At 63.9% G+C, this 15,255-nt stretch carries 17 protein-coding genes; 8 read left to right on the top strand and 9 right to left on the bottom strand.

All coding sequences use genetic code 11. The annotated features are described in order from the left end of the window. Positions 1–144: 144 nt before the first annotated feature. On the top strand, positions 145–435 hold the full coding sequence (locus NR193_RS16970) for a YggT family protein (RefSeq protein ID WP_091576245.1): 291 nt from the start codon (positions 145–147) through the stop codon (positions 433–435). Between the two features lie 13 nt (positions 436–448). Further along, complete coding sequence (locus tag NR193_RS16965) at positions 449–763, top strand: DUF167 family protein (RefSeq protein WP_256751930.1); 315 nt, start codon at positions 449–451, stop codon at positions 761–763. 237 nt (positions 764–1,000) lie between these two features. Here NR193_RS16965 and NR193_RS16960 read toward each other — a convergent pair whose 3' ends face one another. From NR193_RS16960 to NR193_RS16950, 3 genes are read right to left on the bottom strand one after another with little or no spacing between them, the layout of a single operon-like run. Further along, positions 1,001–1,882 carry a MurR/RpiR family transcriptional regulator gene (locus NR193_RS16960; RefSeq protein WP_091576109.1) on the bottom strand — a complete coding sequence of 294 codons (882 nt, stop codon included), beginning with the start codon at positions 1,880–1,882 and terminating at the stop codon, positions 1,001–1,003. A gap of 10 nt (positions 1,883–1,892) precedes the next feature. Beyond that, positions 1,893–2,960 carry an ABC transporter ATP-binding protein gene (locus NR193_RS16955; protein WP_256751929.1) on the bottom strand — a complete coding sequence of 356 codons (1,068 nt, stop codon included), beginning with the start codon at positions 2,958–2,960 and terminating at the stop codon, positions 1,893–1,895. A gap of 2 nt (positions 2,961–2,962) precedes the next feature. After that, entirely contained in the window at positions 2,963–3,733 is a 771-nt protein-coding gene (locus tag NR193_RS16950) for an SDR family oxidoreductase (protein ID WP_256751928.1), read from the bottom strand. Positions 3,734–3,914: 181 nt separating this feature from the next. On the opposite strand from NR193_RS16950, the gene NR193_RS16945 reads away from it, so the two are divergent. The 4 genes from NR193_RS16945 to NR193_RS16930 all read left to right on the top strand — a co-directional run bounded on the left by NR193_RS16945 (position 3,915) and on the right by NR193_RS16930 (position 8,556). After that, positions 3,915–5,147, top strand: a complete 1,233-nt coding sequence (locus NR193_RS16945; protein ID WP_256751927.1) for a sugar ABC transporter substrate-binding protein — start codon at positions 3,915–3,917, stop codon at positions 5,145–5,147. A gap of 92 nt (positions 5,148–5,239) precedes the next feature. Continuing rightward, a complete protein-coding gene (locus NR193_RS16940) occupies positions 5,240–6,109 on the top strand; it encodes a carbohydrate ABC transporter permease (RefSeq protein ID WP_256751926.1) in 870 nt (289 codons plus the stop codon). Beyond that, a complete protein-coding gene (locus NR193_RS16935) occupies positions 6,106–6,930 on the top strand; it encodes a carbohydrate ABC transporter permease (protein WP_091576114.1) in 825 nt (274 codons plus the stop codon). The genes NR193_RS16940 and NR193_RS16935 overlap by 4 nt, the downstream gene beginning before the upstream one ends. A gap of 150 nt (positions 6,931–7,080) precedes the next feature. Beyond that, positions 7,081–8,556, top strand: a complete 1,476-nt coding sequence (locus NR193_RS16930; protein WP_256751925.1) for a M81 family metallopeptidase — start codon at positions 7,081–7,083, stop codon at positions 8,554–8,556. 7 nt (positions 8,557–8,563) lie between these two features. Here the strand turns inward: NR193_RS16930 and NR193_RS16925 are convergent, their stop codons facing one another. The 6 genes from NR193_RS16925 to NR193_RS16900 form a co-directional block, all read right to left on the bottom strand. Next, positions 8,564–10,618 carry a M3 family metallopeptidase gene (locus tag NR193_RS16925; RefSeq protein WP_256751924.1) on the bottom strand — a complete coding sequence of 685 codons (2,055 nt, stop codon included), beginning with the start codon at positions 10,616–10,618 and terminating at the stop codon, positions 8,564–8,566. A 90-nt stretch (positions 10,619–10,708) separates the two neighbouring features. After that, complete coding sequence (locus NR193_RS16920) at positions 10,709–11,128, bottom strand: nuclear transport factor 2 family protein (protein WP_256751923.1); 420 nt, start codon at positions 11,126–11,128, stop codon at positions 10,709–10,711. Positions 11,129–11,133: 5 nt separating this feature from the next. Continuing rightward, positions 11,134–11,778: a carbonic anhydrase gene (locus tag NR193_RS16915; RefSeq protein ID WP_256751922.1), complete on the bottom strand. Its 645-nt coding sequence runs from the start codon at positions 11,776–11,778 to the stop codon at positions 11,134–11,136. 146 nt (positions 11,779–11,924) lie between these two features. Beyond that, positions 11,925–12,824, bottom strand: coding sequence for a DUF429 domain-containing protein (locus NR193_RS16910; protein ID WP_256751921.1), 900 nt, complete (start codon positions 12,822–12,824; stop codon positions 11,925–11,927). Next, on the bottom strand, positions 12,821–13,705 hold the full coding sequence (pdxY, locus tag NR193_RS16905; RefSeq protein ID WP_256751920.1) for a pyridoxal kinase PdxY: 885 nt from the start codon (positions 13,703–13,705) through the stop codon (positions 12,821–12,823). Before pdxY ends, NR193_RS16910 begins: the two co-directional genes overlap by 4 nt. A gap of 13 nt (positions 13,706–13,718) precedes the next feature. Then, positions 13,719–13,970, bottom strand: coding sequence for a hypothetical protein (locus tag NR193_RS16900; RefSeq protein WP_256751919.1), 252 nt, complete (start codon positions 13,968–13,970; stop codon positions 13,719–13,721). 165 nt (positions 13,971–14,135) lie between these two features. On the opposite strand from NR193_RS16900, the gene NR193_RS16895 reads away from it, so the two are divergent. After that, complete coding sequence (locus tag NR193_RS16895) at positions 14,136–14,774, top strand: LemA family protein (RefSeq protein WP_183447365.1); 639 nt, start codon at positions 14,136–14,138, stop codon at positions 14,772–14,774. 177 nt (positions 14,775–14,951) lie between these two features. Continuing rightward, the coding region (locus NR193_RS16890; RefSeq protein ID WP_375162709.1) for a TPM domain-containing protein at positions 14,952–15,255 on the top strand (304 nt) is incomplete at its 3' end.

Here is a 15,255-nt window from a genome sequence, read left to right as displayed (position 1 = left end):
ATTTATCGGGCGCGGTGGTTTTCTGTCAAGGCGGCGTTTCGTGGAAATCTCCGGCCGCCGAACGCCGGGCCGGCGCGTGGCGGAAGGCGGCCCTTGCCGGTTTGGCGCGCAATGGCTACATGTCGGCAACAATTGGAGACCGGCATGATCGCCCTCATTCAAACAATCGTCATGGCGCTTGACCTGTACTGGTGGGTCATCATCGCCTCGGCGATCTTTTCCTGGCTTTACGCCTTCAACGTCGTCAACTCGCGCAATCAGTTCGTCGGCAGCATCGGCAACATGCTCTACCGGCTGACCGAGCCGGCGTTGCGCCCGATCCGCCGTTTCATGCCGGACCTTGGCGGCATCGATATTTCGCCTATCATCCTGCTGTTGATCCTGTTCTTCCTCCGGCAGTTCCTGCTCACCACCGTGCTGTCGCTGGTCGTCTGAGGCCGGCGGTTCCATGAGCTCACCGTTTCGCTTGCGCGATGGCGGTGTCGACCTGTTCGTGCGGCTGACGCCGAAGGCTGCGCTGGACAGGCTCGAAGGCGTTGAAACTTCGACGGACGGACGAAGGCATCTGAAGGCCCGCGTCCGCGCCGTGCCGGAAAACGGCGCCGCCAACCAGGCGCTGCAACGGCTTGTCGCCAAGGCACTTGGCGTGCCGGCGTCGGCGGTGTCGGTGGTTTCTGGGGGCACTAGCCGCCTGAAGACGCTGCGCATTTCGGGCGAGCCGCGAGCCCTGGCGCAGAGCATCGACGCGTTGAGTAGCGGCTAAAAATCGTCGGTCGGCGCCGCCCCTCATTGTCCTGCCGGACATTTCTCCCCGTATAGTGACGGGGAGAAAGACGCTGCCACCGATGATTTCGCCAACTGGCAATGGAATGAGCGCCGGCGGTTCGGACAAAGTTCCCTTCTCCCCGTCACTATACGGGGAGAAGGTGCCGGTAGGCGGATGAGGGGCAGCGCATTCGTTTCAGATTAGCCCTCTCCTGGCGAACAGATAGAAGACGTCTCAATCCCCGAGCGGCAGGCGCGGATCGTCGACTTTCAGCGTGTTCACGCTCTGCTTGATGCGGCGCAGATTCTCGAGGACCTTTGGTCCGCGCGTCTCGGCGACCGAGGTGACGAGCATGTCGACGATCGCCAAAAGGGCATAGCGCGACGATGTCGGCTTGTAGATGTTGCCGTCTTCCAAGGGCTGGAAATGGATCACCGTGTCGGCGGCCTTGGCAAGTGCCGAGTCCGGCGCCGTGATGGCGACGGTGGTGGCGCCATACTGCTGGGCGACCTGCACGGCATCGATGACCGAACGCGCATAGCCGGAAACGGAGAAGGCGACCAGCGTGGTGTCGGGCGTGGCAACGGCGGCGTACATGCGCTGCAACTGTCCGTCGATCTGCGCCACCACCGACATACCCAGCCTGAACAGCCGGTTCTGCATTTCGGTCGCCATCATCGACGAAATGCCGCCGGAGCCGATGCAAAGCACATTGCCGGAGACAGCGATCCGCGCGGCGACGCCGACCAGCGTCGTCATGTCGAGATTTTCGCTGGAGCGCTGGATGGCGGCGATCGCCGCCTCGGTAATGGCCGACGCGATACGCTGCTCGCGCGCGTCGCGGCTCAATGGCTCGGGCGACAGATACTGGCCGCCGATGGCGATGGCCTGCGCCAGATAGAACTTGAAGTCGCGCAGGCCCTCGCAGCCGAGGTTGCGACAGAACCGCGTCACTGTCGGCTCGCTAACGCCGACGCGCGCGGCAATTTCCGAGATCGCCGCCTTGGAGACGAAGTCGAGGTCGGCAAGCACGAAACCGGCGAGCTTGCGATCCGACTTGGTTCCGTCCTGCGACATCAGTTGCAGGCGGGTGATGATGTCGGCCGGCGTCTTCATGCGTGTGTTTTCATAGCGGCATGCCTGTCGCCTTGTCGAACAGATGGACGTTGCCGGGATCGACGGTCACCGGTAGCAGATCACCCGGCCTGACCGGTACCCTGTCGCGGAACACGGCACGTACCGTATCAGCGCCAATGGCGCCATAGACATGGGTTTCGGAGCCGGTCGGCTCGACGACATCCACCTTGATCGCCATCGCGTCGTCAGCCTCGCCGATGATGAAATGTTCGGGCCGGATGCCGGCTTCCACCGCACTGTCCGCCGGCACCGTCTTGCCGACAAGCGCAAGCCGCCCGCCGCCGGCCGATTCGAACCAGGTTTTCTCAGGCGATGTCTTGAGGGCCCCGGACACGAAACTCATCGACGGGGAGCCGAGGAAGCTGGCGACGAATTTGTTGGCCGGCCGGTCATAAAGCTCCAGCGGTGCCCCGACCTGCTGGATCCTGCCGCGGTCCATCACCACGATGCGGTCGGCCATGGTCATGGCCTCGATCTGGTCGTGCGTGACATAGACGATCGTCGATTTGAGCCGCTGATGCAGTGCCTTGATCTCGACGCGCATCTGCACGCGCAGTTGCGCGTCGAGATTGGACAAGGGTTCGTCGAACAGGAACACCGACGGTTCGCGCACGATGGCGCGGCCCATGGCGACGCGCTGGCGCTGGCCACCGGACAACTGGCGGGGATAGCGGTCGAGATAGGAGAAGAGATTGAGGACGCCCGACGCCTTCTTGACCTTCTGGTCGATCGCGGCGCGCGTTTCACCCCGGATCTTCGGGCCGAAGCCGATGTTGTCCGACGCTTTCAGATGCGGGAACAGCGCATAGGACTGGAACACCATGGCGATGTTGCGCCGCTGCGGCGGCAGTTCGTTGGCGCGCACGCCGCCTATCAGCAGGTCGCCGGAGGTGATTGTCTCCAGGCCGGCCAGCATGCGCAGCAAGGTCGACTTGCCGCAGCCGGATGGCCCGACCAGAACGACGAACTCGCCGCTCTTGATATCGAGGCTGATGTTCTCGAGGATCTTGTGCTGCCCGAACGATTTCGACAGGTCGCGGAACTCGACGTCGGTCATGATCACGCTCCCAGAATGTCGTCGATGAATGGCAGGCAGCCGGCCGTCAGTCCCGCATCCACGGGCATCACCACGCCTGTTACGCCCGATGCGCGATCGGACGCAAGAAAGGCAACGGCTTCCGCCACTTCCGAAGCGTTGACGATGCGACCGAGCGGATAGAGCCGCTGCAGCTTGCCGAGGATTTCGGGATCCTTGGCAAGGCGGTGGTCCCAGGCGGCGGTGCGGATGGAACCCGGACACACGACATTGGCGCGCAGGCCACTGCGGCCGAGCTCGACGGCGATTGCCTTCGCATAGGCATTGATGCCAGCCTTGGCCGCGGCGTAGGCAGGATTGCCGAAATGCGCGATGGCGTTGACCGAGGAGATGAAGACGACACTGCCGGAGCCGCGCCCGGCCATTGCCTTGACCAGAGGGTCGGCGAAAGTCATCACGCCGGTCAGATTGAGATCAAGCTCCTGCTCTATCTTGTCGGGGGTCAGCGCGGAGATCGTCTCGGCGCGAGTCCAGCCGGCGTTGTTGATGAGAATGTCAGGCACGCCGTCCCTGTCGAGGATGGCGCCGATCGCCGCCGCTATCGAATCCCGGTCGACAAGATCGAAGACGTGGCGGGAGGCTAGGTGCGGGCTCTTCAGCGCCTCGCTCGACTGGTCGCAGCCGACGACCCTGGCGCCCCTTTGAGCCATCAGCGCCACGATGGCCGTGCCGAGGCCGCCGCCCGCGCCGGTCACCACGACAGTCTTGCCTTCGAACTCGGCTTTCGAAACCACCGCGCGTCATCCTCCGGGAGCTCTGACGGATCATGTCAGGCCTAGCCCTGTAAATGTAATTAAGCAACAGAATAATCCGCTTGCAAGCCTTGAATTCATCGATAATGTAGGAAAGTCACATAAATCTTCTGCTCCGGCAGCGAGAGGCGCGCAGGCGCAAAATCAAAATGGGAGACATCAAATGAGCCTTGCAAAATGGACTGTCGGCCTGATGGCCGGAATGAGCATGCTGGCATTCGCGGCGCAGGCCGATGCGGGCGAGGTGCGGGTCACCGTCGCTGAATACAGCGCCAAGACTGGCCCTTATTTCGAAAGCGTCAAGAAGGAATTCGAGGCGGCGAATCCTGGCATCACCGTCAAGTTCGAAGTGGTGCCGTGGGACGTGCTGCTGCAGAAGCTGACCACCGACATCACCGCCGGCACCAATGCCGACCTGTCGATCATCGGCACACGCTGGCTGATCGACTTTGTCCAGCAGGGCGTTGCCGAGCCGCTCGACAGCTACATCACGCCCGACTTCAAGGGCCGCTTCATCGACACGTTCCTGTCGCCCTCGATCATGGAGGGCAAGACCTACGGTCTGCCGATCGCGGCCTCGGCGCGCGCCATGTACTACAACAAGGAGCTGTTCGAGAAAGCCGGCATCGCCAATCCGCCGGCCAACTGGACCGAGCTGCAGGAAGACGCCCGTAAGATCAAGGCGCTCGGTTCCGGCACCTTCGGCTTCGGCCTGCAGGGCAAAGAGATCGAGACCGACGTCTACTACTATTATGCAATGTGGTCCTACGGCACCGAAATCCTCAACAAGGACGGTACCTCCGGCCTCGGTACGCCGGGCGCGCTTGAAGCCGCCAAGCTCTACAAGTCGATGATCGATGAAGGCCTGACCGAACCGGGCGTCACCTCCAACAACCGCGAGGATGTGCAGAACCTGTTCAAGCAGGGCAAGGTCGGCATGATGATCACCGCACCCTTCCTGTCCAACCAGATCAAGGACGAGGCGCCAAACCTGAAATATGGCGTGGCGGCTATTCCGGCCGGACCGACCGGCGCGCGCGGCACCTATGGCGTCACCGATTCCATCATCATGTTCAAGAATTCCAAGAACAAGGACGAGGCCTGGAAGCTGCTCGATTTCCTGTTCACCACCGAGCAGCGCGCCAAGTTCACGCAAGGCGAAGGCTTCCTGCCGGTCAACAAGGAAGAGGCCAAGATGGACTACTATGTGAACAATGCCGATCTCGCGGCGTTCACCGCCCTGCTGCCCGACGCCCGTTTCGCGCCGATCATCCCGGGCTGGGAGGAGGTCGCGCAGATCACCTCCGACGCCATGCAGAAGATCTATCTCGGCGGCGACCCCGAGGCAGGCTTGAAGGACGCCGCGGCCAAGGCCAACGCCGTGCTGAAGAAATAGGGCGTCTCTCCCGCGCCCGTGGCGCGCCCCGACGACCGGGCGCGCCACATTTCCCTGAAGCGAATGTCAAATTCGCCACACCAGGTCAGCCGATGCAAAATCGTTTCTTGCCCTATCTCCTGACCTTGCCCAGCCTGCTCCTGGCGGCAGTGGTCATCTTCTGGCCGGTCTGGGACCTGATCCAGATCTCGACGCATGACGTGAACCGCTTCGGCCAGCTTCGCGAACTCAACGACTTCGCCAATTTCTCGGCGCTCACTGCCGATCCCGATTTCATCGCCGCGCTCTGGCGCACCGGCCAGTGGACCGTTCTGGTCGTCGGCGGTGCGCTGCTGTTGTCGCTCCCGGTGGCGATGATCCTCAACACCGATTTCTATGGCAGGGGCATCGCCCGCGTCATCATCATGCTGCCCTGGGCGGTGTCGCTGACCATGACCGCGGTGGTCTGGCGCTGGGCGCTGAGCGGCGAAAGCGGCATGCTGAATTCGGCGCTGATCGGCCTCGGCCTCATCGACCACAACATCCAGTGGCTGGCGAGCGCGGAGACCGCCTTTCCCATGCAGGTGCTGATCGGCATCCTGGTGACGGTGCCGTTCACCACGACGATCTTCCTCGGTGGCCTGTCGTCGATCCCCGACGACCTCTACGAGGCGGCGGCGCTCGAAGGGGCCACGCCGCTGCAGCAGTTCCGCGAGATCACCTTTCCGCTGCTGAAACCGTTCATCAACATCGCCATCGTGCTCAACACCATCTACGTCTTCAACTCCTTCCCGATCATCTGGGTGATGACGCAAGGCGGGCCGGCCAACTCGACCGACATCCTGGTCACCCACCTCTACAAGCTGGCCTTCCGCATCGGCAAACTCGGCGAGGCATCGGCGGTGTCGCTGGTGATGTTTGCCATATTGCTGGTATTCACCATGATCTATGTGCGGCTGGCGATGCGGGAGCAACGCGCATGACGAGTAAGCTGAAGCGTTCCGTCATCGCCTGGCTGCTGCTGGCGCCGCTGATCGTGGTGACGATCTTTCCCTTTGCCGTGATGTTCCTGACCGCGGTCAAGCCGAGACAGGAAGTGCTGTCGCCAACCTGGTGGCCGAGCGAGTTCCGCTGGTCGAACTTCGCCGACATGTGGGTGGCGACCGGGTTCGGCCAGGCGCTGGTCAATTCGCTCTATGTGTCCGTCATCGCCACCGTCGGCGCCATCCTGATCTCGGTTCCGGCGGCATACGCGATGTCGCGCTTTCGCTTCGCCGGCTACGGCGCCTTGCGCCAGTTCCTGCTGATCTCGCAGATGATTTCGCCGATCGTTCTGGTGCTCGGCCTGTTCCGGCTGATGGCGGCGTGGGGGCTGGTGGAGAGCACCACGGCGCTCGGCTTCATCTACATGGCCTTCAACGTCGCCTTCACGGTGTGGATGCTGCAGAGCTATTTCGACACCATTCCGCGCGATCTCGAGGAGGCGGCGTGGATGGAGGGTGCCGGCCGCTGGCTGACCTTGCGCAAGGTGTTCCTGCCGCTCTGCCTGCCGGCGATCGCGGTGACCGCGATCTTCACCTTCATCAATGCCTGGAACGAATTCGTCGTGGCGCTGACCATGCTGCGCAGCCAGGAAAGCTATACCTTGCCGATCCAGGTGTTTTCACTGGTTGCCGGCCGCTACACCATCGAATGGCACCACGTCATGGCCGCGACGCTGCTGGCGACCTTGCCGGTGGCCATCCTGTTCATCTGGCTGCAGCGCTACCTCGTTCGCGGGCTGGCACTCGGGGCGGTCAAGTAGCCGCGCATTGATGCCGAACGGAGTTCTTGATGTCACACAAATATGTGTCCGGGTCATCGCACGCGCCGCTGTCGCCACGGCCGACGATCTCGTCTACATGCCCAGCCGCAACAACCACGAACTGACCAGAGCGAAGCGGAATTCCTGAAAATGCGCATCTTCACCGCCTCGCTGGCGACGGAAACCAACACCTTCTCGCCGGTGCCGACCGATCGGGCCTCGTTCGAGATGGCCTTCTATGCAGGACCCGGCAAGCATCCGGAGACGCCGACGCTGTGCTCCTCGCCGATGGTCGCCCTGCGCCGGCGCGCGACCGCCGAGGGCCTCACCGTGATCGAGGGCACCGCCACCTGGGCGGAGCCGGGCGGCCTGGTGCAGCGGCAGACCTATGAGGCGCTGCGCGACGAGATTCTCGGTCAGCTCAAGGCAGCGCTGCCGGTCGATGCGGTCATCCTCGGCCTGCATGGCGCGATGGTGGCGCAAGGCTATGACGACTGCGAAGGCGATCTGCTCGAGCGCGTCCGCGAGATGGTGGGTCCGCAGGTGGTGATCGCCTCGGAGTTTGATCCGCACAGTCATCTGACGCCGAAGCGGGTGGCGGCGTCGGACATCATGGCCTACTTCCTCGAATTCCCGCACACCGACTTCTACGAGCGCGGCGAACATGTCGTCGAGCTTGGCCTCGCGGCGGCGCGCGGCGAGATCAAGCCTGTCATCTCGACCTTCGACTGCCGCATGATCCAGGTGCTGCCGACCAGCCGCGAGCCGATGCGCTCCTTCGTCGACCGCATCAAGGCGCTGCACGGCAAGGACGGCGTGCTGTCGGTCTCGGTCATCCATGGCTTCATGGCGGCCGACGTCGCCGAGATGGGCACGCGCATCCTGGTCGTCACCGACAATGCCAAGGCCAAGGGCGATGCGCTGGCGGAACGGCTTGGGCGTGAGCTCTACGATCTTCGTGAAAAGACGGCGATGACGATGCTGAGCGCCGCCGCCGGCATCGATCGGGCGCTGGCCGTGCGCGCTGAAAATCCGGGCAAGCCAGTGGTCATCGCCGACATCTGGGACAATCCGGGCGGGGGCGTTGCCGGCGACGGCACCGTCGTGCTGCGTCAGATGCTGGCACGCGGCCTGAACAATGTCGGCGTCGCGACGATATGGGATCCGATCGCGGTGACCTTCTGCCTGGCGGCAGGCGAGGGCGCGGTCATCGACCTTCGTTTCGGCGGCAAGGCCGGGCCGCAGGCCGGTGAGCCGATCGACGCGCGGGTCAAGGTGCTGAAGGCCGTTGCGGAGGGCTGGCAGAGTTTCGGGCCAAGCCGGGTGACATTGGGGCCGACGGCGCTGGTCCGCATCGAAGGCACCGAGGTCGACATCATCCTCAACACCAACCGCACGCAGGCCTTCGAACCGGATATCTTCGTCAATCTCGGCGTCGATCCGCTGGCCAAGGATGTCCTTTTGATCAAGTCGACCAATCATTTCTACGCGGGCTTCGTGCCGATCGCCGCCGAGATCATCTATGTCTCGGCGCCCAGTTCATATCCCAGCAATCCGGCTGCGACCAACTACACCAAGCTGACGCGGCCGATCTGGCCGCGGGTGGCTGATCCGTGGAAGGGGTGAGGCTGGATCACACCAGCCCGCGCTTGACCATCATCGCTTCTGGCGAAGGCATCTTGCCGCGAAACGCGGTGTAGAGTTCTTCCGGGTCCTTGGAGCCACCGGCGGCGTAGATGTTCTTCCTCAGCCGCTCGGCCAGCGCCGGGTTGAAAGGGTCGCCGGTCTCCTCGAAGGCGGCGAAGGCATCGGCGTCGAGCACTTCCGACCACATGTAGGAGTAATAGCCGGCCGAATAGCCGTCGCCTGAGAAGACATGGCCGAAATGCGGAGTGCGGTGACGCATGGCGATGGTGTCCGGCATGCCGAGTTTTTCAAGCGTTTCGGCTTCGAAACGAAGTGGCGCTTCAGGCGCGTCCGGCCGCGCGTGATAGGCCATGTCGATCAGCGCCGAGGCGGTGAACTCGACCGTGGCGAAGCCGGCGCCGAAGGTGCGCGCCGCCAGCATCTTGTCGAGCAGCGCCTTGGGCATCGGCTTGCCGGTCTCGATGTGCAGCGCGTGCTTTTCCAGCACCGCCGGCACCGTCAGCCAGTGCTCGTAGAGCTGCGAGGGCAGTTCGACGAAGTCGCGGCTGACCGAGGTGCCGGAGACCGACGGCCAGGTGACGTCGGTCAGCATGCCGTGCAGCGCATGACCGAATTCATGGAACAGCGTTTTCGCCTCGTCGACCGACAGCAGCGCCGGCTCGCCCGCCGGCGGCTTGGCGAAGTTCATGACGTTGTAGATGACCGGCTTCGAACCATGGCCGAGACGATAGCCGGATTGCAGCGCGCTCATCCAGGCGCCGGAGCGCTTTGACGGCCGGGCGAAATAGTCGGCGAGGAACAGGCCGCGCTCGCTGCCGTCTGCATTCCTGACGACGAAGACGCGGGCATCCGGGTGCCAGGCGGCAATGCCTTGCTTCTCCTCGAAGGTGATGCCGAACAGCCGTGTCGCCACGTCGAAGCAGGCGTCGATGACACGGTCGAGCTGCAGATAGGGCTTCAGTTCGGCCTCGTCGAAGGCGAACTTTTCCGCGCGCAGCTTTTCCTGGTAGAAGCGCCAGTCCCAGGCGGCGAATTTCTCGTTGCTGCCGGCTTCCGCCGCCAGCCGTTGCAACTCAGTCTGGTCGGCTGCTGCTTTCTCCAGCGCCTTTTCCCACACAGGATCGAGCAGCGCGTGCACCGCCTTCGGTGTCTTGGCCATGGTGTCGTCGAGCTTCAGCGCGGCGAAGGAGCCGTAGCCGAGAAGTCTGGCTTTCTCGGCGCGAAGCTTCAGCATGTCGCGCACCACCGACGTGTTGTCGGTGGCGCCGCCGTTCTGGCCACGCATGGTGAAGGCGCGGAAGGCGATCTCGCGCAGATCGCGGCGTTCCGAGAAGGTCGAGAACGGTTCGTAGATCGAGCGCGACAGGGTGATGGCATAGCGGCCCTTCTGGCCGCGCATTTCGGCGGCTTCGGCCATCGAGCTCTTGAGGAAATCGGGCAGGCCGGCAAGGTCCGCCACGTCGAGAAACAGCGCCCAGTCGCGCTCGTCGGCGAGCACATTCTGGCCGAAACTGGTGCCGAGCGAGGACAGCTCCTCGTTGATCTTGGCCAGTCGCTTCTTGCCCTCGGCATCAAGCTTCGCGCCCGAGCGGACAAAGCCTTTCCAGGTCTTCTCCAGCACGCGCAGCGTCTCGGCGTCGAACTTCAGGCTCTCCCGGCGCTGGTAGAGGTCGTCGATGCGGGCGAACAGTCTCTCGTTCATCGAGATCGCCGAGAAATGCCTGGACATTTTTGGCGAGATGTCGCGCTCCAGGGCCTGGATCGCATCGTTGGTATGGGCACCGGCGCGGCACCAGAAGATCGACGAGACACGGTCGAGGGCGTCGCCGCCGAGTTCCAGCGCCTGAAGCGTGTTTTCGATGGTTGGCGTATCCTTGTTGCCGGCGATCGCGTCGATCTCGGCCTCATGCGCCTTCAGCGCCGCGTCGAAGACCGGGGAAAAGTCGTCGTCGCCTATATGGGCGAAATCGGGCAGGCCGAGCGGCCCATGCCATGCGGTCAATGGATGGGTGGCAAGGTCGACGGTTTTCGTGGCAGGCATTGGCTATCTTTCGATTGGCGGGCGAGGAAAGGGCGGGGCACCACCGATGTAGGGTGCTGGTTTGTCACGCGCAACAGCGCGACGGGTCGGTCAATAAGCCGCGCAGCTTTCGGCGAGCGCCTTTTGCGTGCTCGCCGTGATGCGGTCGTCGGCAATGGCGAAGGTCTCGTGCATCAGCATGTCATTGTTCGGGAAATCGTAGCAGGCAATCACAGTGGTTACGCCGGCTTCGCTCTTTTCGATCCTGTGCCGGATCGCGGCACCCGCGACGGCGCCCTGCCATTCGTCGATCGAGTCGATGAATTCCTGTTTGTTTTGCACGACGCCGACATCGTCGAGTTTCATACGGACATCATCGGCGAGCAGGTCCGTCAATTCGGTGCGGTCGGCCACCAGCAACGCCGAATACCAGCGGTCGATGATCGCGCCATCGTCGGCGCGGGCGCAAACCAGCGAGGACAGCAGCGCGGCGGCAACGAAAGCGGCCCGATGGCAATCCTGGCGCATCATCGGCGTCACCCCAGCTCCGGCCGCTCGAAGTCGCCGGTTTCCTTGTTCATCACCCAGAGCTCGCCGCTCGAAATGTCGAACCATGCACCGTGCAGCGACAGCCGGCCCTTGCCTTCGAGGATCGAGACGCAGGGAAAGGTCCTGAGATTGGCGATGGAATAGCGGATCGAGATGCGCTCCAGCGCGGTCTGGCGCTCCGTTGCCGTCATGAAGGTGCTGGAGGAGACGGTTTCGGCCGCCGGCGCGATCAGGCTCATCCACTTGCCGATGAAGTCGCCGGGCGACAGCGGTGCGGCCGTGGTGTCGAGCGCGGCGCGGATGCCGCCGCAGCGGCCATGGCCCATGACGACGATGTTCTTGACCTTGAGGCTTTGCACGGCGAATTCGAGCGCGGCGGAGGTCGAATGGAACTCGCCATCCGGCGCGTAGGGCGGCACCAGATTGCCGACATTGCGCAGCACGAAGAGTTCGCCCGGCCCGGCGTCGAAGATCGCTTCTGGCGCGGCGCGCGAATCGCAGCAGGCGACGATCATCGTCTCCGGTGCCTGGCCTTCGCGCGCGAGCTCGCGATAACGTCCGCTCTCGGTGAGATAGCGGCCATTCATGAAATTGCGATAGCCTGAGAGAAGGTGTTCGGGGAGATGAGGCATGGGCGGCTAAGGCCTTTCCGGGTTGGAGGCGGCAGCTCGTTGCGGTCGAGACAAGCCTCTAGCGGCAAAAGCCTGTCGCGAGCAATGCAGAATTGCAGGGGCTCGGTGCAAATGGCATGCGCCAGGCACGGTTCGCGCCGATAGCCTCACGCCCAGATGGCGACCGGAATGCCAAAGCGGTCGGTGAGCGGCGGGTCGGGAAACGGCCTTGCCTCACCGCTGACAATGCGACCAGCAACCAGCATCATTGCCGCCGCATCGAGGAAATCATCGGCTGCCGCGCCTTTCGGTGGCGCCTGGTCGAGAAAGTCCATCTCATAGCCGTGCCGGCACAGCAGCGCCTTGCGTTCCGCCATGCCGGCCGGATTGATGCTGCCCTTGACCTTCTTCGGCAGCTGCATGGCCTGGTCGCCGTTCAGCCGGCAGAAGGCGACCTCAGGATGCGATTCGAAGACGCGGCGGCGCAAATCGGCTCGCGCGATCAGCAGCGCGTCGATCTCACGGATCTTGGCAAAGATGCCAAAAGCCTGGATCGAGACACCGCGCGGCGGATCGGACGTGGTCCTGGCGACATCGCTCGCCCGGCGGTGCGCGGCGTACCAGACTTCGATCGTGCTGAAGTCGGCCGTGTCGGCGTAGAGCGCGGCGCGGGACGGGATCGAAAAGACGCTGGATTGGCGTGCCCCGAGCAGAGGCCGCACCAGCGCTTCCGGTCCGCGCCCGCCTTTGTTCGAAAACTCGGGCAGGCCGATCGGCATGTCGACGGCAATGACCGCATCATCGGGATTTGCCGCAAGCAGCGCGGCGAAGCTGTCGAAGACCGTGACCAACGGCGTCGAGCCGGGGAGACCAGGTGTCGAACCGGGGTTACGAGGTATCGAACCGGGGTCACGAGGTGTCGGACCGAGGTTACGAGGTATCGAACCGAGGTCACGAGGTGTCGGACCGGGGTTACGACGTATCGAACCGAGATCGCGCCGCACGGCAATCCAGCCGGCCTTGCAGCCATCGACGCCGACAAGCACCGCGGTCGCCGCCGAGGTCACGCCCGGCGGTCCCGCCCGGGATGCGTGAGGTGGCGAAGCTGGACCATGGCCATCGGGTGCGACAGGCTCTGCGCATCGGTTTCGAGCTGCAATTCGTCGCCGCCGCGCTTGGCCGTGCGCGCCAGGATCTCGTAGACCGCCGCCGTGGTCGACTGCAGCGCCTTGATCGCCGGCTGGCCGGACAGGATGCGGGCCAGGTAGACGGCCGCCGTGAGGTCACCCAGACCATTCGGCGGCTTGTCGATCAGGCGGTGCTCGGCCAACAGCGCCTGGCTGCCGTTGAGCAGGAGGTTGCCGGTGCCGCCCGTCATCATCGAGGGCGCCGAGGTGACCAGCATGGTCGACGGTCCGGCATGGAGGGCGGCCGCGATCACCGATTTCAGGTCGGGCAATTGCGCGCCAGCCATCCATTCCAGCTCGTAGCGGTTGGGGGTGGCGATATCGGCGATCGGCATCAGCCGGTCGCGCAGGGCGATGGCGGTCGGCTCGGGCACATAGAGACCGCCCGAATCACCCATGACCGGATCGCAGATATAGACGGCGTCAGGCGTCCTTGCCTTCACCGCGGCGACCAGCGAGGCAACGGCATCGGCCTGGCCGGCCTCGCCGAGGTATCCGGACAGCACGGCGCCGACCTCGCCCAGCCAGGGCGCGCGCTCGAGATCGGCCATCAGTGCCTTGAACTGGTCGAGCGGCGGCACGATGCGCGTCGCTCGTCCATGGCCGGGATGCCAGGGCAGGATGATCGTCGGCACCGCCCAGACCGGAAAGCCCAGCGTCTCCAGCGCGAACACCGCGGCGCGATTGCCGACCGAGCCGCGTGCGACATGGCTGGAAATGACGATGACCGCACGCGGCGCGTCGGGTTTTTCGGCACTCATTGTTTCTTGATTCCTAACTGCCCCGGGTGACGAAAAGCACGAGCCAGATCATCAGGCCCAGCGCCACAAGCAGGCCGAGTATCCTGCCAATGCGCGTGCCCCAGACTTCGATCGGGTCAGCGCGGTCGGCATCGGCCGCGCTGACGTGATCGCGCACGCCTTTCGTGGTCCGCGCCACAAACGAGGTGCCGGCCGGATCGGTCTCGCGCGCGATGCGCTCGAGGATACGGCGCGATTCCCTGTCGCTGTCCTGGCGTCCCGCCATGATGATGTCCCGTTTCGACCGGACCTTATCGTGTTCGCAGCGCCAATCACAGAGCCCTTGCGACGACACCTTGCGTGCCAGGCAAGCGGTTGCCGGTCGAGGCCGTTTTCTTGCGCGCCGATTGTGGTAATGCTTCGCATGCAACTTCTACCGAAGGACCCCATCATGTTCGCCCAGCGCCTTGCCTCACCATCGATGTTCCGCACGCTTCCCGCTTTCCTGATGATGGCCATCGTGCTGCCGTTGCTTGCCGGCTGCGGCTACAACACCATCCCGACGGCAGAGGAAAACGCCAAGGCGGCATGGAGCGAGGTGCTGAACCAGTATCAGCGCCGCGCCGATCTCATCCCCAACCTGGTCGAGACCGTCAAGGGCTATGCCTCGCATGAAAAGGATACGCTCGACGCGGTGGTCGAAGCGCGCGCCAAGGCAACGCAGATAACGGTGACGCCGGAAACGCTGAAAGATCCCGAAGCTCTCAAGAAGTTCCAGGATGCGCAGGCCGGGCTGACCAGCGCGCTGTCGCGGCTGATCGCGGTGTCGGAAGCCTACCCCGACCTCAAGGCCAACCAGAACTTTCTCGCGCTGCAGGCGCAGCTCGAAGGCACCGAGAACCGCATCGCGGTGGCGCGGCGCGACTACATCCAGGCGGTCAGGGACTATAATCTGACGCTGAAGACCTTCCCGTCGGTGCTGTGGGCGACCTTCTGGTTCCGCAGCAACGAGCCCTATGCCAACTTCACCGTCGACGAAGACAAGATGCAGCCGCCAAAGGTCGATTTCGGCACGAAACAGGGCGGGTAATAGGCGACTGTCATCGGAATAAATTCCGCGAAAAGACGGACCGCTGGCGTGCAAACACCCCCCTCTGTCCTGCCGGAGATCTCCCCCTCAAGGGGGGAGATTGGCAGTTTCGAGCGCGTCGCTCATCCTTCTGCGTCGGTGATTGGCGAAGGCCGGCATGACGTCGAATCTCCCCCCTTGAGGGGGAGATGTCCGGCAGGACAGAGAGGGGGGCCTCGCGCTTACCTCACCCTTCTTGGCCTTCTTGCCAGCCTCCTCTTCTTCCCCCTGGCCGCCTTCGCCGCCGACCTCCCAGCGCTCACCGGCCGCGTTGTCGACAATGCCGGCATCATCGATGCCGGGACCAGAGCGGCGCTGACGCAAAAGCTCGCCGCCTTCGAGGCCAAGGGCTCCGACCAGATCGTCGTCGCCACCATCCCCAGCCTGGACGGCGAGGAGATCGAACCCTACGCCAACCGGCTGTTCCGCTTCTGGAAGCTCG

Origin of the sequence: Mesorhizobium sp. Mes31, from assembly GCF_024519675.1 — a bacterium.
GTDB lineage: Bacteria > Pseudomonadota > Alphaproteobacteria > Rhizobiales > Rhizobiaceae > Mesorhizobium.
The sequence above is the reverse complement of the archived record's forward strand: the minus strand, read 5'-3'. Positions and strand labels throughout refer to the sequence as shown.